Raw genomic sequence first — 24253 nt, 5'->3', positions numbered from 1 at the left:
GATCAGGCCTCCACGTAAACGTCGGTGTAGAGTTCCGAAGCGTCCGGCTCCGGGCTCTCTTGTGCAAATTGGACGGCTTCGGCGACGATGGCTTTCACCTCGTTGTCGATGGCCTTCAGTTCTTCTTCGGTGGCCTTGGCTTCGGCCAGCAGCACCTTCAGGTGGTCGATGGGGTCGCGGGTCTTCTTGACCTCGTCCACCTCTTCCTTGGTGCGGTATTTCGCCGGGTCGGACATGGAGTGACCACGGTAGCGATAGGTCTTCACCTCAAGGATGTAGGGGCCTTCGCCATTGCGGGCGCGCTCGACCGCGCGGGCGGTGGCGTCACGCACGGCCAGCACGTCCATGCCGTCGACCTGTTCGCCCGGGATGCCGAACGAGGCACCGCGCATGTACAGCTCGGTCGTCGAGGAGGCACGCTCGATGGAGGTCCCCATGGCGTACTGGTTGTTCTCGATGATGTAGATGGCCGGCAGCTTCCACAGCTGGGCCATGTTGAAGCTTTCGTAGACCTGACCCTGGTTGGCCGCGCCGTCGCCGAAATAGACGAAGCTGACCGAGTCATCGCCGCGGTACTTGCCCGCAAAGGCCAGACCGGTGCCGAGGGCGACCTGCGCGCCGACAATGCCGTGTCCGCCATAGAAGCCGGTCGGCACATCGAACATGTGCATCGAGCCGCCCTTGCCTTTGGACGAACCGCCGATGCGGCCCGTCAACTCGGCCATGACTTCTTTCGGGTCCATGCCCGCAGCCAGCATGTGGCCATGGTCGCGATAGCCCGTGATGATCTTGTCGTGGCCTTGTTTGACGCTTTCCTGCACGCCAACGGCGACGGCTTCCTGACCGATGTACAGGTGGCAGAAGCCCCCGATCAGCCCCATGCCGTAAAGCTGGCCTGCGCGCTCTTCAAAGCGGCGGATCAGGACCATCTCGCGATAGTAACGCAGCAGATCTTCTTTCGAAGCCTGAGGCGTGTTCGGAATCTTCTTGTCGCCCTGATCGGACGAAGACTTCTGAACCGTGGCTTTCGCCATCCGGCATCTCCCGGTTGCGCCCCTGTCGCGGGGACTCTTCTCATTACGAGAAGCGGGTTTAGCAGCCTTGGTTCCGGGTTAGCAAAGCGCAGTTTCGTGTTGTAACACGAGTTTAGCCAGCCAGAATCTCGCGCTGGTTGTCCTTCAGAGGCGTATTGACGCGCACCACGTAGTCGCGCGGATCGACGAAACCGATTACCGCCCTCGCCCGCTCTTCCAGCAGATCACGCGACAGGCTGCTGGAGCGCAGGTAGCGTACGCGCACTTCGAGGTCCTGACGCTCTTCCAGAAGATGTGCCAGTTCGGCCTTGCGCTGTTCCATCTTGGCTTCGCGATCAGCCGTACTCAGCACGCCGCGCTCGCCGGTCAGGCCATGCACGCCAAAGTAGACGATGGCGCAGAACAACAATGCTGACCGGATATACGGCTTCATGGGCTCGATCACTGGACACCGCTCCTTCTGAGCGCGGTACGAATCCTACCCCTGCCTCAAAATGGTGAACCAAAAATTAATAACTCCGCCACCAGCGAACCGGCGACGGAGTTTTTGAAATTCTTTGCAATTTTAACGGGGAAATCCCCCGGCAAAGCTTCTTAGCGCAGCAGCATGCCGTCGCCGTAGTACAGGCCGTTGTCGCCCAGCATTTCTTCCAGACGCAGCAGCTGGTTGTACTTGGCCACCCGGTCCGAACGCGCCAGCGAGCCGGTCTTGATCTGACCGCAGTTGGTTGCAACCGCAAGGTCGGCGATGGTGGCGTCTTCGGTCTCGCCCGAACGGTGCGACATGACGGCGGTGTAGCCGGCACGGTGCGCCATATCGACGGCGTCCAGCGTCTCCGACAGGGTGCCGATCTGGTTGACCTTGATCAGGATGGAGTTGGCCAGACCTTCGCCGATACCGGCGGCCAGACGGGCCGGATTGGTCACGAACAGGTCGTCACCCACCAGTTGAACGCGGTCGCCCAGACGCTCGGTCAGCAGCTTCCAGCCTTCGAAATCGTCTTCGGCGCAACCGTCTTCGATCGACACGATCGGGAAGCGTTCGACCAGATCAGCGAGGTAGCCAACCATGCCATCGGCGTCGAAGGCCTTGCCTTCGCCTTCGAGGTTGTACTTGCCGCCCTTGAAGAACTCGGTCGAAGCCACGTCGAGGGCCAGATGGAAGTCTTCACCGGCCAGATAGCCAGCGGCCTGACCGGCCTTGGTGATGAAGCTCAGAGCTTCTTCAGCCGAGCCGAGGTTCGGCGCGAAGCCGCCTTCGTCACCGACGTTGGTGTTGTGACCGGCGTCCTTCAGTTGCTTCTTCAGCGCGTGGAAGATTTCGGCACCCATGCGCAGACCGTCCGAGAAGGTCGATGCGCCGGTCGGCATGATCATGAATTCCTGAATGTCGATCGGGTTGTCGGCGTGTGCGCCGCCGTTGATGATGTTCATCATCGGGGTCGGCAGCACGCGGGCCGACACGCCACCGATGTAGCGGTGCAGCGGCAGGTTGGCCGAGATGGCCGAAGCCTTGGCCACAGCCAGCGACACGCCGAGGATGGCGTTGGCACCGAGGCGAGCCTTGTTCTCGGTGCCGTCCAACTCGATCAGAGCTTCGTCGATGCGACGCTGGTCTTCGGCGTCAAGGCCCGACAGAGCATCGAAGATTTCGCCATTCACAGCATCGACAGCCTTCTGGACGCCCTTGCCCACATAGACATCCTTGTCGCCGTCACGCAGTTCGACAGCTTCGTGCGCGCCGGTCGAAGCGCCCGAGGGCACAGCCGCGCGGCCAAACGAGCCGTCTTCCAGGATTACATCTACTTCGACCGTCGGATTGCCACGGCTGTCGAGAATCTGGCGGGCAACGATGTCTGCGATATCGGTCATATGACGACGCTCTGTATGGAAAGGGAGAAGCTACGGGCGGGTTTAGACCAGCCGCCGCCGAATCGCCAACCTTCGTCGCAGATTTCCTCGCCCCGCGTTAGGCGCAGCCCTCGACCAGCTGGATGCTGGGGCCGCCTGCGTGGACGAGCTTGACCCTTCCCTCGCCGCCAACCTCATAGACCACACCCCTTGCGGCAGGGTCTTCGACATAGTCATCGCTGTTGCGAACCTTGTCGCTCCACACGGTGAAATAGCCCGCAGGCGCAGCTTCATAAGCGTGAAGTCCCCAACGGCCCTGATCGCCATAGGCCGCCCTGATGGCGGCAGGGTCATCACCGACACCGAACCCCTTGTCTGTCTTGATGTCAGCGGGCTGGCGCAAGGTGATCCGCGTCAATTGCCCGTCCTGAACCATCACCAACAGCCCCTCGGGGGCTTGGGGCGGATGATAGTAGAGGCATTCGTCCGAGACCTGATGCGAAGTGTCGGGCATAGGACCGTAGGCGCGGTCAATATCTTGCTGGCTCATACCAATACGGAGCGCGCCGTAGCCCGCCGACGTCAGCACATTCGTACCGGCGGGACTGGCCGTCTCTGGAGCCGCTTGCGCAGCGGGAGGCGCGGGCGGCTGCTGATCGGGGGGCGGATTTTCAGCGGAACAGGCTGCCAGCGCCAAGGTCGAGATAGCGACGGCTAAGGTGGTTGCGAACATATGCACGACGGAGGCCTCCTCCGATCATAAAGACCAGATGCTACATGCCAAAACGCGCAAAAACGGCACGCGATGCAATCGCGTGCCGTTTTCAGAAGTCAGTGCTCCGGCCGTAAAGCCGGACGACCTACGTCCGAAGATTAGTCTTCGGCTTGGGTCAGGACTTGACGACCGCGGTACATGCCGGTCTTCAGGTCGATGTGGTGCGGGCGACGCAGCTCACCGGTGTCCTTGTCCTCGGTGTAGGTGTTGGCGCCCAGAGCGTCATGCGCACGGCGCATGTTACGGCGGGACGGGGATACTTTGCGCTTCGGAACGGCCATGTCCGTCTCAATCTCTAAGTCGGTGCGTCCGTAGAAGACGCGAAAAACAATAGCGGCGGCCACGAAACCGGACCGCCACACGAGGCCGCGCTTATGCATGAAGCCGCCGGAGATTTCAAGAGGTTCGTTAAATCCCCTCAAAACCGCCTGATATCGGGCCTCTAACCGCTGCTCGTGGGCGTCCTATAGACCTATTTGCTACGAATCAGCGAGCAATTCCTTGGCCACAGCCTCGCCGATGGCCATTGAACTGGTCAGGCCGGGGCTCTCGATGCCGAACAGGGCCATCAGGCCTTCGATGCCGTGCGCCGACGCCCCGTGCAGCTGGAAGTCGGGCTGCGGCTGGCCGGCACCATGCAACTTGGGCCGGATACCGGCATAGTCCGCCGCCAGCGCCTCGGCGCGCACGCCCGGCCAGAAACGGCGGATATAGTCGGCAAACTCCTGCGCCTTGTCCGGATCGACCGAATAGTCCTCGGTCTCGACATAGACGAGGTCGGGGCCAAACACGCCCTGCCCGCCCAAATCCTTGCGATAGTGGGTGCCCAGCGCGCCAGGAATGGGTGGCGGGTAAATCAGTCGCTCGAACGGCGCCGGACCCGAAAGGCGGAAATAAATGCCCTTGCCATAGTGGCCTAGGGGGATGTCGTCCGCCGGATAGCCCTCGATGGCCGCCGCCACCTTTTGCGCCGACAGGCCCGATGCGGTGACCAACAGACGCGAGGTTATCTCTGTGGCCCCTTCGCCGCCCACGCGCACCTTGAAGCCGCCGCCCTGAACAGGGTCGGCCCCGAGGAAGGGCGCAGAGGTTACGACGGCCCCGCCACCAGCCTCGATCTCGCCTTCCAGCGCCAGCATATAGCCGTGGCTATCGAACACGCCGCTTTCAGGGGACTTAATGGCCGCGGCCACATTCAGCTGGGGCTCCAGCTTCATGGCCTCCGGGCCACTGATCAGCTCCAGCCCTTCCACATCATTGATACGGCCCTGTTCGAGGATAGCCTCGATGCGCGGGATTTCGGCCTCTTCGGTCGCGACCACCAGCTTGCCGCACTTCTTGTAGTCGACCTTGCGGCTGTCGAGGAAATCGTACAGCAGCCGGCGACCTTCGACGCAGAACTTCGCCTTCAGCGAACCAGTCGGATAATACAGTCCCGCGTGTATGACCTCGGAGTTTCGCGACGAAACGCCCTGCCCAATCATGGCTTCTTTTTCGAGGACCAGAACCGTCAGCCCCCGCTTTGATAACGCCCGTCCGCACGCCAGTCCTACAGCACCGGCACCCACAACAGTCGCATCAAAGTCGAAGCTCATTTTTGACCGTATCTCCGGGCAGCCTCGCTCTCGAAACATTCGATCAGCTTGCGCACCGCCAGGTCGAAATTAGCGGTCAGCATCATGTCGAGCATTCGCGATTTGAAGGCGAAATCGATCATGAATTCCAGACGGGTGCCTTTTTCGTCAGGGAAAAACTCCCAACGGTTCTTTAGGTGCCGGAAGGGCCCCCTCAGAAGCCCAACTTCCACCTTCGGGGCGTTGCGGTCGTGGCGCACCCAAGTGGAGAAGCTTTCCTTCAAAAAGGAAAAGCCTACCGCCGCCTCGGCATCAAGGACGGTAACGCCCTCGGCCTCCTGACGCTCGTTCCACACGCGCATAGACGTGATCCACGGCACGAAGTCCGGATAGAGACGCACGTCTGCGACCAGATCGGCAAGTTGATCCGGCGCATACGGCAAGATGCGCGTGACGCGATGCACTCCCATTGCGCGATCAGCGTCGCAGTTGCGCTTCGCGAGCCGCCTTGAGGCGGGCGAAGTCGTCACCGGCGTGGTGCGACGAACGGGTCAGCGGCGAGGACGACACCATCAGGAAGCCCTTGGCACGGGCAATCGCCTCATAGGCCTTGAACTCTTCCGGCGTGACAAAGCGGTCGATCGCGGCGTGCTTGCGGGTCGGCTGCAGATATTGGCCGATGGTGATGAAGTCGACACCCGCAGAGCGCATGTCGTCCATCACCTGCATCACCTCTTCCTTGGTCTCGCCAAGGCCGACCATGATGCCCGACTTGGTGAACTGGTTCGGATCGCGTTCCTTCACCATCTGCAACAGGCGCAGCGAGTGGAAGTAGCGCGCGCCCGGACGGATCTTCAGATACAGGCGCGGAACGGTCTCAAGGTTGTGGTTAAAGACGTCCGGCTTGGCGTCGATCATCACTTCGGCCGCGCCATCCTTGCGCAGGAAGTCGGGCGTCAGAATCTCAATGGTCGTGTTCGGAGCCTGAAGACGGATCTGGCGCACCACTTCGGCGAAGTGTGCAGCACCACCGTCAGCCACGTCATCGCGGTCCACCGAGGTGATAACCACGTGGTTCAGGCCCATCTGCTGGACAGCCAGCCCAACCTTGCCCGGCTCTTCGGGATCGAGCGGTTGCGGCAGGCCGGTCTTGACGTTGCAGAAGGCGCAGGCGCGCGTGCAGGTGTCACCCATGATCATCAGGGTGGCGTGCTTCTGGCTCCAGCACTCGCCGATGTTGGGGCACGCAGCCTCTTCACAGACGGTGTGCAGTCCCTTCTCGCGCACAATGGCCTTGGTGGCATTATACTCGCCAGAGCCGGGCGCCTTTACGCGCAGCCAGTCGGGCTTGCGCAGCACGGGGCTTTCCGGACGGTTTTGCTTTTCCGGATGCCGCAACTGCGACGGCGACGTCTTCAAGGTGTCGATCAGGGTGACCATGGCGGCTATTTCGTTGTTTGTGACGCATTAGGCAAGGCAAACCCGCTCTCACCTTGCGTTACGCTTCGCCAAATTTGCGAAAAAACATTGCAATCCTCACGGATCATTTCAGAGTCTTTCCAAAACGGACCCGCATCTTTAAGGAGGTCCGCCCTGATTGACCGAGAGAGCCAACCGCTCTCCAAGGAGGAACGCCTTGCGGCAACCGCTGGATCCCAAGCTGTATGACAGCACGCTTATCGACGCCCTGATCGACGCGCGCGCGCAATACGGTGACAAGGAAATCCTGGAAGATCAGGACCGCAATCCGCTGACCTATACCGGCTTGATCCGCGCCGCCTTCGTGCTGGGCCGCAAGATCGCCGGAATGACGCAGAAGGGCGAACGCGTGGCGATCCTGCTGCCGTCGTCCATGGGTACGGTCGTCACCTTCTTTGCGCTGCATGCGCATGGCCGTGTGCCGGTGATGCTGAACTTCACCGCGGGCGAAACCAATGTGAAGGCCGCCATCAAGGCCTCTGGCGTGCGCAAGGTGCTGACCGCCAAACGCTTTGTCGAACAAGCGGCTCTGGATGGCCTGATCGATGCCATCAAGACGGTCGCTGACGTGGTTTGGCTGGACGATGTCCGCAAGACCATCGGCCTGAAGGACAAGCTGTACGGCCTGTCGGCAGGTCTGGCCCCCAAACGTTTTGCCACCAAGACCAATCCCGATGATCCGGGCGTGATCCTGTTCACATCGGGCAGCTTTGGCACGCCCAAGGGCGTGGTGCTGAGCCAGAAAAACCTGATCGCCAACTCGCGTCAGGTCGATGCACACATCGGTTTGGACAAGGACTGGGTGCTGTTCAACCCGCTGCCGACCTTCCACTGCTTTGGCCTGACGGCAGGGGCCATCCTGCCACTGCTGCAAGGTCTGAAGTCGTTCCAGTACCCGTCGCCACTGCACGCCAAGCAGATCACCGACCTGCTGCCGCAAGTAAAGGCGACCCTGCTTTTCGCCACTGACACCTTCCTGAACCAGTACGCCCGCGTGGCCGAACCGGGCGACTTCGCCACGGTGAAATTCGCGGTTGGCGGCGCTGAAAAGCTGAAGGACGAGACCCGCGCCCTGTTCGAAAGCAAGTTCGCCAATGTCGAACTGCTGGAAGGCTATGGTGCCTCGGAGGCTGCGCCCGTCGTGGCCGTGAACCAACCGGGCAACAATCATCCCGGCACGGTTGGCCAGATCCTGCCGGGTCTCGACTACAAGCTGGAACCGGTCGAGGGCGTGGACGCCGGTGGCCGCCTGTTCCTCAAAGGCCCGAACATCATGTCGGGCTATGTGACCAACGGCGATCCGCTGCGCTGGGAGCCGGTCGAGGACGGCTGGCTCGACACGGGAGATATCGTCGATTTGGACGACCAAGGCTTCATCACCATCAAGGGCCGCGCCAAACGCTTTGCCAAGATCGGCGGCGAGATGGTGTCGCTGACGGCAGTGGAAGGCATCGCCGGGTCCGTATGGCCCGATAACCGCCACGCCGTGGTCGCCGTGCCGGATACCCGCAAGGGCGAAAAGCTGATTCTGATCACCGACCGCGAAGACGCCGACAGCAGCGCCTTGTCCGCCTGGGCCCGTGCCAACGGCGCGCCGGAACTGGTGGTGCCCAAGAAGATCGTCAAAGTGGCCGAAATCCCTGTTCTGGGCACCGGCAAGACCGACTACGTTACCCTGCAAAAGATGGCCGAGGCGGCTTAACAGCCTCGGTCACAACCGCCCAGAACAAGAGGTCCCGATGGCTATCCGTTCGTTTGACTGGCACGGTTTCTCACTGGCCGCCCTGCGTATCGCGTCGGGCTTGCTGCTGGTGCAGCACGGGACGGCCAAACTGTTCGGATTTCCGGGTGGAGAGCGCGCGACCATCGACCTGAACACCTTGGTGGGCTGGTCGGGTCCGATCGAGCTGGTCGGCGGGCTACTGATGATTTTCGGCCTGTTTACGCGTCCGGCCGCCTTCATCCTGTCAGGTTTTATGGCCGCGGCCTATTTCATCGGCCACGCCTCCAGAGGCCTGTTCCCGTTGTTGAACGGCGGAGAACTGGCGGCTCTGTATTGCTTTGTCTTCCTGTACCTGTCGGTCGCAGGTCCGGGCATGCTGGCTTTGGACAACCGCCGCTAAGCGACGGTTGCCCAGCCGTGCGGATCAGCCGATCCGCACACCGGTCATGGAAATGGAGCCGTCCACGACCTGATCGTTAAAGAACGACAGGCTCTCGCCCTCGTCCTGCTGGGCCGCCACATAGAGCAGCGGCAGATAGTGTTCGTCGGTCGGCACCGACAACTGTGCATTCTCGGCCAGATCGACCCAGTTAATCAGGGCGTCATGATCGCCGCGCTGGAAGGCAGCTTTCACCGCTTCGTTGAAGTCGGTGGCCCAGTCATAGGCCTCCCCGCCATCACGCTTCCACGTGCGCAGATTGTGCACAAAATCACCCGAGCCCGCGATGATGTAGCCTTCGTCGCGCAGAGGGCGCAGCGTCTTGGCCAGTTCGTAGTGGCCACGGGCGTCCAGTTCGCGGTTCAGCGACAATTGCATCACCGGTACATCGGCATCAGGCCACACATGGGCCAGCACCGACCATGTGCCGTGATCCAGACCCCACTGGTCCGTCATCACTGCACCGGTCAGCTCCGACACGCGCCTGGCCAGTTCCGGCGAGCCGGGGGCCGGATACTGCATGGCATGTAGCGCGGGCGGGAAACCACCGAAGTCGTGGATGGTCTCCGGCTGCGCCATCGCGGTCACGCCCAACCCTCTCGTTTCCCAGTGGGCCGAGACCATGACCACGCCCTTGGGCTTGGCTATCGTTTCCCCCAAGGCTTTCCAGCCATCGGCAAACACGCCGCCCAGCGCGTTCATGGGCGAGCCGTGACCAAAAAAGAGAGCGGGTTGGGTCATGATCTTACCCGTGCAGTTTCTTCGCGATTTCCGCGATATGTTTGCCTTGGAAACGGGCACCATCCAGTTCAATCTGGCTAGGTTGGCGCGAGCCGTCGCCCTTGGTCAGGGTGGTGGCACCGTAAGGCGTGCCGCCAACGATTTCGTCCATGTTCATCTGGTCTGCAAACGCATACGGCAGACCGACGACCACCATGCCTTGGTGCAGGAAGTAGTTGTGGAAACCCGAGAAGGTGGTTTCCTGACCACCGTGCTGGGTCGCAGAGGCGGTAAAGGCACCGCCCACCTTGCCCAGCAGAGCGCCCGAGGCCCACAGGCCGCCGGTCTGGTCGAGGAAGGCACGCATCTGCGAGGTCGCCGTACCAAAACGGGTGCCTGCGCCGATGATGATGGCGTCATATTCCGGCAGATCGCTGACCTGAGCGATCGGGGCTTCCTGATCCATCTTGTAGAAGGCAGCCTTGGCCACTTCATCCGGCACCGTCTCGGGGACGCGTTTCACGTCAACCACAGCGCCCTCGACCTGACGGGCCCCTTCGGCCACGGCATAGGCCATTTGCTCGATGTGGCCATAGGTCGAGTGATACAGAACGAGAATCTTGGGCACCAAAAAGCTCCACTAAACTGAAATTACGCCATTCCGTAACAGCGCCAGTTCCTATTTAGGGATTTGCCCGTGGGGCGCAACACCTGTCAGGCAATTATTTTCGGATCAGGCTCGGGCTTGATCGGGCACACGCGATCATAAAACGCCATATCCGCCGGAACCCGCATTCCGCGCGACAGCCGAAAGCGATGCTCTACCACCATGGCCTGTTGCTCGATGTTCAGAGCCTGCCAGTGACAGGTGTCATGCACCGGATAGACATAGGATTCCGCGCTGTCCCCTGCCCTGATCTTGGCCATCAGCAGGTTCACGCCCTGCTGGGACTGATATACGTGCACCATTTCGTGCACGAACACTGCCTGCTGCGGCAAGGAGCCCGCCGACAGGTCTTCGGCGTGGTTCTTTTCGGGCCAGACGATCCAGTCACGCCCGAACCAGCGCCCCGGCACAAAGGCCCGCGTAAACGGCCAGGGCATGCGAACAAGGCGTACTGTTTCCAGCTGCAAAGCGCTGCCAAAGACTTCGCGCGCCAACGCACGCTCACCGGAAGCCAGAGGTCTGATACGGGGGAAGATCATCACCTCATTAAGGGGTCGAAGTCGCGGCGGCGTCAAACGCCACGCCTGTCCACTCCCAGTGCCACGGCTCGAACACATAGTTCACAAAGCCGAAGCGGTGGGCGTTCTTGACCATCCAGCGATAGGCCGGGGTCTCGCTCATAAAGCGACGGCTGTGCCAGTTGGTGGAGTCCACGCCATAGCCCGCCAGATGACCGACATAGATGTCCAGTGCCGTTCCCGTGCGATGGGGCGAACAGACCGCACGACGCACGCCGTCACAGTTGCGCTCTCGGGCACATCGGGCCGCATCGGCCTCGGGATCGCGGAAGGACGAGAATATCCGCATCAACTCGGGATTCTGCGCCAGCTCCGGCACCTCGGCACGGGCGGCGGCGACCATGGCGCGATAGGCGTCCAGCACGTCGCGCCGTACCAGACGGGTGATACGCTCGGCATGCTCCTCTTCGACCGCCAGATAGGCCAGTTCGGCAATCGGCGGCGGTGCCGGACATTCGCCGCGCACGCGGGCCATGACGAACGGGCGGCGCTCCTGCCACAGGCCGCGAAACACGCCAAAGGTCGCCGCATCGAACCGGCCATTGCCGATCAGGCCATGGCGCACCTGAAAGGCTGCCAGCGATTCCGCAAAGCCCGGAGAGGTCGGATCGCACGCCGCGCCGATCTCGTTCTGGATCATCGGCACATAGGCTTCCCAGCCCATTTCGCGCTGGTTAAACGGTGTCCACTCCATCGCATAAAGGGTGATGCTGTTCGACGCTGCCGCATCCAGCATGGGGCCCGACGCGCGGTCACAGATGACCGCCTCTCCCACAGGGGCCAGCACTGCGTCCTGCCCCGCCTCTGCGCTAGATACATCGAGAGGCGCAGCGACCTCCGGCTCGGCAGCGTGGGCGCGACCGGCCATCAGGGTGGCGGACATCAAACAACTCAGCGCCAAGGCCACAGGCCGCGGGACGAACTTCAAAGACATGGCCTTTTGTGACCCTATCCGCCCTGTGACTGCAAGTCCGTAGCGCACCGCGTTCGTCGATCTGTCTTCAATGTCTCGTATCCGGTGTCAGAACGCGGCATGTTGGCGTTGAATCAATCCAGAGGCCTCGATGACGGACAGCCCCGGCGCGCCGCCCACATCCACCCCCGCGACCCAGCGCCGTTCCAACGGTGTGCTGGCCGCCTTTTCCGGCCCGTGCCTGCCGCTGGCGGCGTTTGGCGTGGCCCTGCCCGTTACCCTGCCCGAGTTCTACGCCACCCATGTGGGACTGGAGATGGGCGTGGTGGCCGCCATGTTCATGATTGTGCGCCTGATGGATATCGGACTGGACCCGTTGATCGGCTGGGCCATGGACCGGACACGCACGCGCTATGGCCGCTATCGCCCATGGATGGCCGCCGCCTCGCCCTTGCTGATGCTGGCGGCGCTGATGATGTTTGTACTGGTGCAGCCGGGGGCCTCGGCCCTGTATCTGCTGGGCTGGCTGTTTGTGCTGTATCTCGGCTTTTCGATGAGTACTCTGGGGCAGTTGGGCTGGGCCGCTGTTCTGGCCCCTGAATATGACCAGCGCAGCCGCGTCTATGGCTGGTGGCAGGTGTTCAATATCGTCGGGGTGATCCTGATTTTGATCCTGCCGACGGTGGTGATCAAAACAGGTCTTGGCACCTATGCCGACGGGGTGCGGATCATGGGCTGGGCCATCATCATCGCCCTGCCGATCACCTTTGCCCTCGCCTTTCTTTTCGCGCCCGAGCCGATAAACAAAGCCCCCTCGCCGCACGGCGGGGTGCGCGCCTATCTGGCCCTGTTCAAAATGGCGACCGTGCGCAAGCTGTTGTGGGCCGACCTTTTTCTGGGCATCGCGCCGGGGATCACCGGCTCCATGCTGTTCTTCTTCTTTGGCCAGATCAAAGGCTATGACCACGCGCAGGCCTCGCTGTTCATGCTGGGCTATTTCGTCGCCGGACTGGTCGGAGCGCCGTTCTGGGCGTGGTTGGCCACCCGCATCGGCAAGGACAAGGCGCTGGCGGTGGCCAGTGCGATCTTCGCGGTATTCTATCTGGGAGCCACGCTGGTACCGGGCGGAAACTTTATGGTGACCATGGTGGCCATGTTCATCGCGGGCCTGCCCTATGCGGCCAGCCTCCTTCTGCTGCGGGCCATGATGGCCGACGCCAGCGACGAGGTGCGCTTTGAAACCGGTGCCGACCGCACGGGTCTGATGTTCTCGATTCTGGCCGCCACCACCAAGGTCGGTCAGGCGCTGGCACTGATCCCCTATATGATCTTGCAAGCGGTGGGGTTCAGCCCGCTGCGTACACCCGAACAGAATGGCGATTTTGCCCTGCTGATGCTGCAAATCCTGTTCATCGCCCTGCCGGCTCTGCTACTGGCAGCCTCCGCGCTGGTGCTGCGTCGATACCCCCTGACGCCACAGCGACATGACCATATCCGCGCCGTGCTGGCGCAAAGAGATGCTGGAAGTTGATTTGATGCCTCACCCCGTTGATCGCTTGAAAGAGATCATGGTCCGCCTGCGTGACCCGAACTGCGGCTGCCCGTGGGATCAGGAACAGACCTTCCAGACCATCGCCCCCTACACGATCGAGGAAGCCTATGAAGTGGCCGACGCGATCGAAAACAATGACATGAAGGAGCTGAAGGCCGAACTTGGCGATCTGCTGTTTCAGGTCATCTTCCATTCGCGCATGGCCGAGGAAGCCGGACACTTCCGGTTTGAAGACGTGGCCGAGGCGATGGAGGACAAACTGATCCGCCGTCACCCGCACGTGTTCGGCGACGAGACGGCCCGCCCCGACGGCGTGGCGCAAAAGGCGCGCTGGGAAGACATCAAGGCCGCCGAGCGCGCCGCCAAGGCCCAGACCGGTGCCCTGGACGATGTGCCCGTCGGCATGCCTGCGCTCAGCCGCGCGGCCAAGCTGACAAAGCGCGCCGCCCGCGTGGGCTTCGACTGGCCATCCACCGAGGAAGTCTTCGACAAACTGGCCGAGGAAGTCGGCGAACTGCGCGCCGAAATCGGCACCGGCGACAAGGCCAAGATCCGCGAGGAACTGGGCGACCTGCTGTTCGTCATGGCCAATCTGGCCCGCAAGCTGGAGGTCGAGCCCGAAGACGCCCTGCGCGCCGCCAATGCCAAATTCGTTCGCCGCTTCCACCATATCGAGGCCGAACTGGCCAAGGATGGCCGCAAGCCCGAACAGTCCGATCTGGCCGAGATGGACTCCCTGTGGGACGCCGCCAAGGCTGTCGAAAAGGCCGGTTGACCGTATGGGCAAGCGCTTGGCCGACCAGTTGGACCTGATCCCGCCCGATCCCACGCAGCATGATCCGGGCGGCAAGGTCCGTCTGGCGTTGATGGCAGGGGTAAACGGTGATGCGGTGTTCAGCGACGATAGCCGCCACCGCCCGCTGATGCGCCGCTGGCTGGGGGACACCTTCCCCGATCGCTATCTGATGTTCATCGGCATGAACCCGTCCACCGCCGACGCCACGGTCAATGACCCGACCTGCGCCCGCGAATGGACCTTTACCCAGCGCGAAGGCTTTGACGCCATGGTCAAAGCCAATGTGGGCGACTATCGCGCCACCCACCCGAAGATGCTGCTAGAGCCGGATGTGGTGGTCTCGTCTCCCGCCAACCTGCCGACCATCCGCGAACAGGCCAAGGGCGCGGCCCGCGTCATCCTGTGCCACGGCAAGCTGAACAAGGCACTGGTGCCCGCCGGACAGGCACTGGTGCAGGCCTTGACCGAAGACGGCATCGACCTATGGTGCTTTGGCACCAATGCCGACGGCAGCCCCAAACATCCACTTTATCTGCGCAGCGACACGCCCTTGGTGCGGTGGAGCCCGAAGTAGATGAAGCATCCCGACTTCGACCTCATCGTCTTTGACTATGACGGTGTGGTGGCCGACAGCGAGATGCTGAACAATCTGGTTCTGGCTGATCTGCTGAACGGCATCGGTCTGCCGACCTCGCTGGACTATTCGTTGACCCACTATCTGGGACGCCGCTGGGCCGATATCTCCGAACAGGTGTCTGGCCGTTTGGGCAGCCCCTGCCCGCCCGAGCTCCAGCGCGACTGGTTCATCCATTGCGGTCAGCGGTATCAGACCGAAGTGCGCCCCGTGAACGGCTTTGCTCCTTTCTTGGCCGGCCGCACCGAAAAACGCTGCATTGCCTCCTCCAGCCCGCCCGACTGGATCGCCATGGGACTCGATCTGTTCGGATCGGCAGACGCCTTTGACGGGTGCATCTTCAGCGGTGCCGTCCATGTCCAGCGCGGCAAGCCGCACCCCGACATCTTCCTTTATGCCGCCGAGGCCATGCAGGTCGCACCCGATCGCGCGCTCGTCATAGAAGACAGCCCCGCAGGCGTCATGGGCGGCGTAGCAGCAGGCATGACAGTGGTGGGCCTGTGCGCAGGTGGCCATATCCGCGACGGCCACGCCGACAGCCTCAAAGCCGCCGGTGCCCACCATATCTTCGACAGCTATGAACAGTTGAACGACTGGCTAAACGCCTAGTCGTAGCGGATTTCCAGCAGGTCGATTTCGCGGATCAATTTGCGGGCGGTCTCCTCGCCTACCATTCGGCTGCGCGACAGTTTGATCAGCTCTTCGCGCTGGGCCTTCAAAGCGACCATGAACAGTTCACGCTCCAGCGCGTCCAGCTTTTGGTTACGCGCCACCTGATCGGGGGCCTCGCCGGAGTAAAGCTCGATCCGGTGGCGATAGGTCTCCATCAGGCGGGCCACGACCTCGGCATATTCGTCGGCTCTGGCATGAACGTCCTGCTGGGTGCGCTGGGTGTCCTCCAGCGCGCGGATGGCTGCCGCAGCCGCCATGCGCCGCGCACGATCCTCATCGGTATGCAGATGGGTATCGGGCAGTTCTTCCATGCCGCGCAGCAGGATCGGCAGCGCCACACTGGCCAGAACCAGCGATACGATAATCACCCCCGCCGCCAGAAAGATCGCCAGATTGCGCGCGGGCAGCAGGCTGCCGTCCTGCACAAAGAACGGCAGGGTCAGAATACCGGCTAGCGTAATGGCACCGCGTACCCCTGACAGCGACATCACCGCCACCAAACGCCAGCGCAACTTCGGACGTTTTCCGCCCGACAGCCTGCCGCGAAACAGGGTCAGTTTCAGCGTCGCCCACACCCACAAGAAGCGCAGCACCGCCAGCACCGCGACGATGGCGAACACATAGATGGCCAGCCAATAGACCTCGGCATGCGGGGTTGAGCGGATGACCTCCTTGGCGCGGGCAAAGATGGACGGCATCTGCTCGCCCAAAATCACAAAGATCAGGCCATTGGCCGTGAACTGGACCGTGTCCCACACCACCGCGCGGCGGATGCGGGTGGCCGCCAGCGCAGAGCCCTCACGCTCGGTAAAGCTCATGGTGATGCCCGCGGCCACAGCCGCCAGAATGCCCGAACCCTGTACAGCCTCGGCGGCCAGATAGGCGGCAAACGGCATCAGCAGGCTGACCAGAATCTGGCCGCCCACGTCCTCGCCCCAACGCTTGCTGATCGCCCCTTTCAGCAGGCTGATGCCCAAGGCCACCATCACGCCCATGGCCACCCCTGCCAGCGCCAGCCACGCAAAGGTGCCAAAGGCGTTGGTCAGCGAGAAAGCGCCGGTGGTCGCGGCAATGACCGCAATCCGCATACAGGTCAGGCCGGTCGCATCGTTCAGCAGGCTTTCGCCTTCCAGAATATGCATCAGTCGCTTTGGCATGGGGCTGCGGCCCGCAATGGCGGACACCGCAATCGGGTCGGTCGGCGACAGGATGGCGGCCAGCGCAAAGGCCACCGCCAGCGGCATGGCCGGGATCATCCAGTTGATAAAGAAGCCCAGCCCCAGAACCGTGAACACCACCAGTCCCAGCGCCAGTTCCAGTATCACCGCACGATCGCGATACAGCGCCGCCTTGGGGATGCGCCAGCCGTCCACAAACAGCAGCGGCGGCAGGAACAGCAGGAAGAAGATGTCGGGCTTGAGGTCTACGCTCTCCCCCGTGATCATTACCACGCCTGCGCCCAAAGCGATCTGGACCAAGGGCAAAGGCAGGCGGGTAATCCGTGCCACCCATCCCGAGGCTACAACAGCCAACAGGAGGAACAGCACGGTCTCGATCAGATGCATATCAGTCCAGAATGTCTGGGTAGGAACGCTCGAAACGGCCCAGAGCCGCAGGGTGCAAACGCACCGTCACGCGGATCGTACCGTCTTCTTCGGTGGACCGGTCGGTGACCCGACCGTTTTCATAAAGCCATGCCAGTACATCGCCGCGAGACGACGGGATCAGAATGACGCTTTCAGGGTCATCGTCGATCAGGCTGGCGATAGTTTCGCGCAAGGCATCGATGTTCTCGCCCGTCCATGCGGACACGGCCACGGCATCGCCTTGGGCGGCCAGACGTTCGGCCTGACCGATCACACTGTCGCGGACATCTTCATCCAGCAGATCGATCTTGTTCCAGACCTCCAGCACGCGCCGCGTACGGCCTTCGGGCGTGGGGATCTGTTTCAGAACCTCTTCCACGTCCTTGCGCTGCGCCTCGCTGTCAGGTGACGCAATATCGCGGACGTGCAGGATCAGGTCGGCCTCACCCACCTCTTCCAGCGTGGCGCGGAAGCTCTCCACCAGTTCGTGCGGCAGGTCGGAGATAAAGCCCACCGTATCGGCGATGATGGCTGGACGCCCCTGCGGCAGTTTGATCGTGCGCTGGGTCGTATCCAGCGTCGCAAACAGCAGGTCCTTGGCAAACACCTCGGAGCCGGTCAGCCGGTTAAACAGCGTGGACTTGCCCGCGTTCGTATAACCGACCAGCGCCACGGCCGGGAATGGCACGCGCTTGCGAGCCTTGCGGTGCAGGCCGCGCGTACGGCGCACCTCTTCCAGTTCGGCCTTCAGCCTGACGATCTTGTCGGCGATCAGGCGGCGGTCGATTTCGATCTGGGTTTCCCCCGGACCGCCGGTCGAGCCGGTACCACCGCGCTGGCGTTCAAGGTGGGTCCATGTCCGCACCAGACGCGAGCGTTCATATTCCAGACGCGCCAGTTCGACCTGAAGACGGCCTTCCTTGGTGCGCGCACGGCGACCAAAGATTTCGAGGATCAGGCCCGTGCGGTCGATGACCTTCACATCCCACGCCTGTTCAAGATTGCGCTGTTGGACGGGCGTCAACTGGTCGTCGATGACTACCGCCTCGGCCTCTGCGGCGCGGAACAGGGCGGCCAGTTCCTCGACTTTGCCCGACCCGAACAGGGTGGCGGGCGTGACGGAACGAATGCGCACAACCTCTTCGGCGCGGACATCAAGGTCCAGCGCACGGGCAAGGCCGACCGCCTCTTCGAGGCGATCGGCGGCATGACGCGCATTATCGGAACCCCTGTCGGGGTGGACTACAGCCGCCCGGATGAGCGGAACGGCGTGATCAATAAGCTTGGAAGTCAATCAATCTTCTTCGGCTTCGGGCTCGTACATCTGCACGGGGCCGGAAGGCATAATGGTCGAGATGGCGTGTTTATAGACCAGTTGGGACTGGCCATCGCGACGAAGCAGCACACAAAAGTTGTCGAACCAGGTCACAATACCCTGAAGCTTTACGCCATTGACCAGAAAGATGGTCAGCGGGGTCTTGGTCTTACGGACGCTGTTCAGGAAAGTATCCTGGAGGTTTTGGCGTTTGTCTTGCGACATGGCAGGTTTTTCCTGTTCTTGGTTATTGCATTGCCGAGTGGCAGATGCAGGTCATGTGACCCGCACCTGACCTTAAACGTGCATCAGCGTCAGCGGCAATGTTTTAAATGGCGTCGCGGCGCGCCTGTTCAAGATAAACCTGACGCAGACGGGTCGCGACGGGGCCCGGTTTACCGTCGCCAATCTTTTCGCCATCCAGCGAAGTAATCGGCATGACAAACGAAGACGCTGCCGTCACGAACACTTCCTTGGCGCGCTTGGCCTCCTCGACCGAAAAGGCGCGCTCGTCCAGTTCAATGCCCTCTTCCTTCACCAGCTTCAGTATGGCGGCGCGGGTGATACCGCGCAGAATGTTGGCCTGGGTATCGCGGGTGCGCAGCTTGCCGTGCTCGTCAACGATCCAGGCGTTGGTGGACGAACCCTCCGTCACCATGCCCATTTCGTCGAACAGGATGGCCTCATAGGCCCCCTTTTCGCGGGCAGCCTGTTTGGCGATAGCGTTCGGCAGCAGACCGACGGTCTTGATGTCGCAACGGCCCCAACGAATGTCGGGATGCGTTACGCCCGCTGCGCCGCGCTCGGCCTGCGCTTCGCCCTTCTTCAGGTCGATCGACTTGGCCGTCACGATCACGCTGGGGGCCACGCCTCTGGGGAAGGCATGATCACGCGGCGCGGTGCCACGGGTCACTTGCAGATAGACGATGCCATTACGCACACGGTTGCGGCGAATGGTTTCGCGCAGGACCACACCCAGCGCCTGAGCCGTCATCGGAATGTCGATGCGCAGCTCGGTCAGGCTGCGGCCCAGACGCTCCATATGGCCTTCATAGTCAGCCAGCTGGCCGTCAAACACCGACCAGACTTCGTACACGCCATCGGCGAACTGGAAGCCGCGATCCTCGATATGGACGACGGCCTGGGAATGGGGCCGATAGGTCCCGTTTACATAGGCGACCCTCGACATCAGGCGCCCTCTCCTTCTTGATCATCACCACCGCGGGACGGCGACACGCCCAGCGACTTCAGTTTGCGGTGCAACGCAGAGCGTTCCATACCGATAAAGGCCGCCGTGCGGGAAATATTTCCGCCAAAACGCATGATTTGCGCGGCCAGATAATCGCGCTCGAACACCTCGCGCGCCTCGCGCAGCGGCAGGGCGATGATACGCTCATTGCCAAAGCTGCTGGACGAGTTGGAGGCGACCTCCTGCGGCAGCATTTCTGCGGTGATCGGCTCTGACGGGTCACCCGTGGCAAGGATCAGCAGGCGTTCGATATTGTTGCGCAGCTGGCGCACATTGCCCGGCCACGGATGGACCTGAAGCACGGCAATGGCATCATCGCCCAGCTTGCGACGCGGCAGGCCTTGCGACGACGACAGGGTCTCGACGAAATATTCGACCAGTTCGGCAATGTCCTCGCGGCGTTCCGACAGCGGCGGGACGCGGATCGGCACCACGTTCAGGCGGTGGAACAGGTCTTCGCGGAAACGGCCCTCGGCGATTTCCTCGCGCAGGTCCTTGGCCGTCGAGGTGATGACGCGCACGTCCACCTGAACGTCCTGTTCGCCACCCACGCGACGGAACCGCTGATCGACCAGCACGCGCAGCACACGGCTCTGGCTTTCGCGCGGCATGTCGGCCACATCGTCCAGATACAGGGTGCCGTTATGGGCGCGCTCGAACACGCCGATCTTGGCGGGACGGCCATCGCTGCCCTCTTCGCCGAACAGTTCGACGTCGAGGCGTTCCGGCGTCATGCCCGCAGCCGAGATGACCACAAACTCCCCCTTGGCGCGCGGGCTGTTCTCGTGGATCTGGCGCGCGACCAGTTCCTTGCCCGACCCGGGCGGGCCCGAGATCAGCACGCGGCTGTTGGCCGGTGCGACCTTGGAAATGGTGTTGCGAAGGGTTTGGGCAGCCACCGACTTGCCAATCAGACCCGACGGCGTCATGGCCTGTGCGCGCAGACGGCGGTTCTCGCGCTTCAGAGCAGCGGCTTCCAGAGCGCGCTCGACCACGACCACCAGACGGTCGGACTTGAACGGCTTTTCGATGAAGTCATAGGCACCGCGTTTCAACGCGCTAACCGCCGTTTCGATGTTGCCATGACCCGAGATCATGACCGCAGGCAGGTCCTCATCCAGCCCCTTGATCACGTCCAGCAGTTCAAGGCCATCCATGCCCCCGCCCTGCATCCAGATATCCAGAACGGCCAGGTACGGCTTGCGCGCCTTGATGGCAGCCAAAGCTTCCTCGGCGCTGGCCGCGGTGCGGACGTGGTGACCTTCGTCTTCCAACAGTCCCGAGACCAGCTCGCGGATGTCGACTTCATCATCCACGACCAGAATGTCGGCGCCTGTATTCTTCATGGGGCCTCTCTCTTCACAACAGCACCACGACCATCGCCAGAGGCGCGGTTGGTGGATTTGATATTCTGATTAACAGGAAATACGAGGGTCACGCGGGCACCGGACAAACGCTCGGCGTCATCCAGCTTCAGATCACCGCCGTGGTCCTCGCAAATACGTTTGACGATGGCCAGCCCCAGCCCTGTGCCCTTTTCACGCGTGGTGACATAGGGCTCGGTCAGGCGGTCACGGTCCTTGGTCGGCAGGCCGATGCCGTCATCCTCGATGACAAAGCGGGCCATGCCGCCGCTGACGACCAGTTGGGCCGAAATACCGGGCACCGAAGTCTGTTCTCCGCGCACCTTGCGGGCCTCGACGGCCTCGCCTGCATTTTTGAGGATGTTGATCAGCGCCTGACGCACCATGCGGCCATCGCAGTCGATGGTTACATCCGGCACCGGCTCGACCAGTGTCACGCCAATGTCGGCAGCGGCGACGCGCTGGCCGAACACGGCCTCGCGCAGCATTTCGCCCGCCACCTCGGTCGAGAAGCGCGGCGCAGGCATACGCGCAAAAGACGAGAACTCGTCCACCATACGCCCGATATCGCCCACCTGACGGATGATGGTGTCTGTGCAGCGGTCGAACACTTCCACATCGTCTTCTTCGATGCGGGCGCGGTATTTGCGACGCAGACGCTCTGCCGACAGCTGGATCGGCGTCAGCGGGTTCTTGATCTCGTGGGCGATACGGCGCGCCACATCGCGCCACGCGGCATTACGCTGGGCCGTGACCAGACGGGTGATATCGTCAAAGGTCATGACCATCTCGCCGCCCTGCCCGCCTTCGATGCGGACACGCAGACGGCGGGTATCGCCATCACGCGTGATGTCGATGTCTTCTTCGATATGGGCTTCGCCCCGTTCGGACAGTTCGCTCAGTTCCGGCGAGACCTCGCCCAGACGGTGGCCCTGAACCTCTACCTCGCCGATAGCCAACAGGTCGCGGGCGCTGTCGTTGATGGCCGAGATGCGGCCCTGACGATCCAGACCAATCACGCCGGCGCTGACGCCCGACAGCACGGTCTCAATAAACAGAGAACGGGCCTGCGCTTCATCGCTGGCGGTCTTCAGGGCCAGTTGCTGGCTCTGGATATCACCCGTCATGCGGTTGAATGCATCCGACAACACGGCCAGTTCGGCGGGCGCGTTCGACGCATCCACGCGGGCCTCGAAATCCCCGCCAGATACGCGCTCGGCGGCGCGCACCAGTCGGCCAATCGGCGCGGAAATGGCGCTGGCCGCCGACATAGCCAGCCAGACGGCACCTACCAGAACCAGCAACGCCGTTTCCAGATACGACAGGGCAAAGGCGGCCTGAATACGCGCGCGGCTTTCCTCGGCCTGACGATAAGCCAGAATGGATTCCTCGCCGGTGCGCATGCGCTGGATCAGGCCGGGGGCCAGCGGCCGCACCACATAAAGATAGGCATCACCATAGTCCGGCAGCGGATAGAGGGCGCGGACGGTGTCAGGGTTTTCGGTGACGGCGGTGGGCACAACTTCGCCCTGCGCCAGAATCTCGAAAGCTTCGGGCGGCGGGGCCACATAGGGCGGCGCGCCGGGCTGCTCGCCACTGGCCAGCACTTCGCCGTCGCCATTCAAAATATAAAGCGCCGGATAGCCGAAGAAGGCACCGATCTGTTCCAGCGCGCTGCCGAACTGGATGCGGTTATCGAAGCGATTGCGCACCCCGCCCAGTTCGGTGGTCATCGTCTCCAGATCGCGCTCAAGGCTTTCGCCCACATCGGCGACATAGGCACGGCCGATCAGGGCTCCGTTCTGCACCGATGAGCTGACGTTCTGGCTGAACCACTGATCCACCCCACGGTTGACCAGCACGCCGAACACCAGAGCGATCAGTACCGCAGGCACTACCGACACAATGGAGAAAAGGATCACAAAGCGCAGATGCAGTCGGGCACCCGCCTCATGACGGTCGCGCACCAGTTTCAGGACCTGCTTGCCGACGACCAGCGCCAAAAAGCCGATCAAAACCAGATTGGCCAGAAGAACGTACAGCACCGCCCGACTGGCCGTCGCGCGCGACTCGGTCGCCGCGCCAGGGGCCACGGCCACCAGCCAGATCGCAATACCGGTGATGATCAGTGCCAGCACATAGGCCGCGCCGAACAGTCCACGCGAACGCCCCGCGATCAGCCGTTCCCGCAGGGAACGGTCATCGCCGCCATCCAAGGACTGATCCGCACGCTGTTCGCTCATCAGCGTTCAGCTTTGACCAACTGTGGCCGGATTTCAACACCATAGTTGCGGGATTGCGGCACTTATCCCAACCACAACGCTTTTAGGGCCGTTTCGACCTCTTCCGGTGTCTCCAAGCGGCACAGTCTGGCCTTGGCTTGGCGGCGTTCCAGAGGGTCTTCGGGCCACGGGGCCTGTTCGATGTACCAGCCCAGATGTTTGCGGAACATTTTCAGGCCCAGCGGCAGTTTGTAGAACTCTGCCGAGGCCCGCATGTGCTCCACCACAATGGCGAATCGTTCCTCGCGGTCGGGCTCGGCCAGCTGGGTGCCATCGGCCAGTGCGCGTTCCAGATGCGCCGCCAGCCATGGACGTCCATAGACACCGCGTCCCAGCATCAGAGCATCGGCACCGGATTTGTCCAGAGCCTCACGGGCCTGCTCGGCAGTGATAATGTCACCATTGACCACCACAGGAATGGAGACCGCCTGCTTCACCTCGGCTACGGCGTCCCAGTCGGCGACGCCGGTATAGAACTGCTTGCGGGTGCGGCCATGGACGGTCACGGCCTTCACGCCGATCTCTTCGGCCTTCTTGGCCAGATCGGCAGCGTTCAGGCTGTTCTCGTCCCACCCCAAGCGCATCTTGACGGTCACCGGACGGCTGACGGCTTTCACTGCCGCCTCCATCAGACGGCAGGCCAGATCGGGCGTACGCATCAGGGCAGAGCCACAGGCTGCGCCTGTCACTTCCTTGGCCGGACAGCCAAAATTCAGGTCGATGATGTCGGCCCCCGCAGCCTCGGCCATTTTGGCGCCGTGCGCCATCTTTTCCGGATCACCGCCCACCAGCTGGATCACCGTCAGCGGCAAACCACCGCCAACCGCCGCACGGCGCACCACATCGGGCCGCGCACGGGCCAGCTCTGCCGCGGCCACCATTTCGGTCGCGACGTAGCGCGCGCCCAGCCTGGAAGCCAACACGCGGAACGGCAGATCCGTGATCCCCGTCATGGGTGCCATCAGCACCTGTCCGGGGATGTGGACGTCCCCGATTTGCAATCCTGAACTCATGCCGCTCTTAGCGCCGAAACAATGCCCCCTCGTCAAC

The 24253-nt window shown here is 62.3% G+C and carries 25 protein-coding genes; 6 read left to right on the top strand and 19 right to left on the bottom strand.

The window, feature by feature from the left end:
• Positions 1–2: 2 nt before the first annotated feature.
• From pdhA to lipA, 8 genes are all read right to left on the bottom strand, one after another.
• Positions 3–1034 carry a pyruvate dehydrogenase (acetyl-transferring) E1 component subunit alpha gene (gene pdhA, locus B3B04_RS10890; protein ID WP_292042834.1) on the bottom strand — a complete coding sequence of 344 codons (1032 nt, stop codon included), beginning with the start codon at positions 1032–1034 and terminating at the stop codon, positions 3–5.
• 112 nt (positions 1035–1146) lie between these two features.
• On the bottom strand, positions 1147–1467 hold the full coding sequence (locus tag B3B04_RS10885) for an FtsB family cell division protein (protein ID WP_292042833.1): 321 nt from the start codon (positions 1465–1467) through the stop codon (positions 1147–1149).
• A 161-nt stretch (positions 1468–1628) separates the two neighbouring features.
• Positions 1629–2906 (bottom strand): phosphopyruvate hydratase, encoded by a 1278-nt coding sequence (eno, locus tag B3B04_RS10880; RefSeq protein WP_292042831.1) that lies wholly within the window; start codon positions 2904–2906, stop codon positions 1629–1631.
• 97 nt (positions 2907–3003) lie between these two features.
• A complete protein-coding gene (locus B3B04_RS10875; protein WP_292042828.1) occupies positions 3004–3624 on the bottom strand; it encodes a hypothetical protein in 621 nt (206 codons plus the stop codon).
• A 134-nt stretch (positions 3625–3758) separates the two neighbouring features.
• A complete protein-coding gene (rpmF, locus tag B3B04_RS10870; protein ID WP_292042825.1) occupies positions 3759–3941 on the bottom strand; it encodes a 50S ribosomal protein L32 in 183 nt (60 codons plus the stop codon).
• A gap of 198 nt (positions 3942–4139) precedes the next feature.
• Complete coding sequence (locus B3B04_RS10865; protein ID WP_292042823.1) at positions 4140–5255, bottom strand: NAD(P)/FAD-dependent oxidoreductase; 1116 nt, start codon at positions 5253–5255, stop codon at positions 4140–4142.
• A complete protein-coding gene (locus B3B04_RS10860) occupies positions 5252–5704 on the bottom strand; it encodes a type II toxin-antitoxin system RatA family toxin (protein ID WP_292042943.1) in 453 nt (150 codons plus the stop codon). The genes B3B04_RS10865 and B3B04_RS10860 overlap by 4 nt, the downstream gene beginning before the upstream one ends.
• 7 nt (positions 5705–5711) lie before the next feature.
• Positions 5712–6674, bottom strand: a complete 963-nt coding sequence (gene lipA, locus B3B04_RS10855; RefSeq protein WP_292042821.1) for a lipoyl synthase — start codon at positions 6672–6674, stop codon at positions 5712–5714.
• A 196-nt stretch (positions 6675–6870) separates the two neighbouring features.
• Here lipA and B3B04_RS10850 point away from each other — a divergent pair, with 196 nt between their 5' ends.
• The gene (locus B3B04_RS10850) at positions 6871–8415 is read left to right on the top strand and encodes an AMP-binding protein (RefSeq protein WP_292042819.1); all 1545 of its coding nucleotides are present in this window, start codon (positions 6871–6873) and stop codon (positions 8413–8415) included.
• A 37-nt stretch (positions 8416–8452) separates the two neighbouring features.
• Entirely contained in the window at positions 8453–8836 is a 384-nt protein-coding gene (locus B3B04_RS10845; protein WP_292042816.1) for a DoxX family protein, read from the top strand.
• A 24-nt stretch (positions 8837–8860) separates the two neighbouring features.
• Here the strand turns inward: B3B04_RS10845 and ygiD are convergent, their stop codons facing one another.
• From ygiD to B3B04_RS10825, 4 genes are all read right to left on the bottom strand, one after another.
• On the bottom strand, positions 8861–9616 hold the full coding sequence (ygiD, locus tag B3B04_RS10840; RefSeq protein ID WP_292042813.1) for a 4,5-DOPA dioxygenase extradiol: 756 nt from the start codon (positions 9614–9616) through the stop codon (positions 8861–8863).
• A 4-nt stretch (positions 9617–9620) separates the two neighbouring features.
• Positions 9621–10223: an NAD(P)H:quinone oxidoreductase gene (gene wrbA / locus B3B04_RS10835; protein ID WP_292042808.1), complete on the bottom strand. Its 603-nt coding sequence runs from the start codon at positions 10221–10223 to the stop codon at positions 9621–9623.
• Positions 10224–10309: 86 nt separating this feature from the next.
• The gene (locus B3B04_RS10830) at positions 10310–10699 is read right to left on the bottom strand and encodes a hypothetical protein (RefSeq protein ID WP_292042806.1); all 390 of its coding nucleotides are present in this window, start codon (positions 10697–10699) and stop codon (positions 10310–10312) included.
• A 109-nt stretch (positions 10700–10808) separates the two neighbouring features.
• Entirely contained in the window at positions 10809–11723 is a 915-nt protein-coding gene (locus B3B04_RS10825; protein ID WP_292042804.1) for a D-alanyl-D-alanine carboxypeptidase family protein, read from the bottom strand.
• A 181-nt stretch (positions 11724–11904) separates the two neighbouring features.
• On the opposite strand from B3B04_RS10825, the gene B3B04_RS10820 reads away from it, so the two are divergent.
• The 4 genes from B3B04_RS10820 to B3B04_RS10805 are packed head-to-tail and all read left to right on the top strand — an operon-like array spanning position 11905 to position 15344.
• On the top strand, positions 11905–13284 hold the full coding sequence (locus B3B04_RS10820; protein WP_292042801.1) for an MFS transporter: 1380 nt from the start codon (positions 11905–11907) through the stop codon (positions 13282–13284).
• Positions 13285–13288: 4 nt separating this feature from the next.
• A complete protein-coding gene (mazG, locus tag B3B04_RS10815) occupies positions 13289–14080 on the top strand; it encodes a nucleoside triphosphate pyrophosphohydrolase (RefSeq protein ID WP_292042941.1) in 792 nt (263 codons plus the stop codon).
• Between the two features lie 4 nt (positions 14081–14084).
• Entirely contained in the window at positions 14085–14675 is a 591-nt protein-coding gene (locus tag B3B04_RS10810) for a DUF1643 domain-containing protein (RefSeq protein ID WP_292042798.1), read from the top strand.
• Entirely contained in the window at positions 14676–15344 is a 669-nt protein-coding gene (locus B3B04_RS10805; RefSeq protein ID WP_292042795.1) for an HAD family hydrolase, read from the top strand.
• On the opposite strand, the gene B3B04_RS10800 is transcribed toward B3B04_RS10805, so the two are convergent.
• The 7 genes from B3B04_RS10800 to dusB form a co-directional block, all read right to left on the bottom strand.
• Positions 15341–16972, bottom strand: coding sequence for a Na+/H+ antiporter (locus B3B04_RS10800; protein WP_292042793.1), 1632 nt, complete (start codon positions 16970–16972; stop codon positions 15341–15343). The genes B3B04_RS10805 and B3B04_RS10800 overlap by 4 nt on opposite strands.
• A 1-nt stretch (position 16973) precedes the next feature.
• Positions 16974–18287: a GTPase HflX gene (gene hflX / locus B3B04_RS10795; RefSeq protein WP_292042791.1), complete on the bottom strand. Its 1314-nt coding sequence runs from the start codon at positions 18285–18287 to the stop codon at positions 16974–16976.
• Positions 18288–18533 (bottom strand): RNA chaperone Hfq, encoded by a 246-nt coding sequence (gene hfq, locus B3B04_RS10790; RefSeq protein ID WP_292042789.1) that lies wholly within the window; start codon positions 18531–18533, stop codon positions 18288–18290.
• Between the two features lie 103 nt (positions 18534–18636).
• Positions 18637–19497: a D-amino-acid transaminase gene (locus B3B04_RS10785; RefSeq protein ID WP_292042787.1), complete on the bottom strand. Its 861-nt coding sequence runs from the start codon at positions 19495–19497 to the stop codon at positions 18637–18639.
• Positions 19497–20903 (bottom strand): sigma-54-dependent transcriptional regulator, encoded by a 1407-nt coding sequence (locus B3B04_RS10780; RefSeq protein WP_292042784.1) that lies wholly within the window; start codon positions 20901–20903, stop codon positions 19497–19499. The genes B3B04_RS10785 and B3B04_RS10780 overlap by 1 nt, the downstream gene beginning before the upstream one ends.
• Entirely contained in the window at positions 20900–23164 is a 2265-nt protein-coding gene (locus B3B04_RS10775; RefSeq protein WP_292042781.1) for a sensor histidine kinase NtrY-like, read from the bottom strand. The genes B3B04_RS10780 and B3B04_RS10775 overlap by 4 nt, the downstream gene beginning before the upstream one ends.
• Before the next feature lie 62 nt (positions 23165–23226).
• Positions 23227–24216, bottom strand: a complete 990-nt coding sequence (gene dusB, locus B3B04_RS10770) for a tRNA dihydrouridine synthase DusB (protein ID WP_292042765.1) — start codon at positions 24214–24216, stop codon at positions 23227–23229.
• Positions 24217–24253: the final 37 nt, after the last annotated feature.

The organism is Brevundimonas sp. UBA5713 (assembly GCF_002419815.1).
In the GTDB taxonomy this organism is placed as follows: Bacteria; Pseudomonadota; Alphaproteobacteria; order Caulobacterales; family Caulobacteraceae; genus Brevundimonas.
This window is presented reverse-complemented; position numbering and strand designations above follow the sequence as displayed.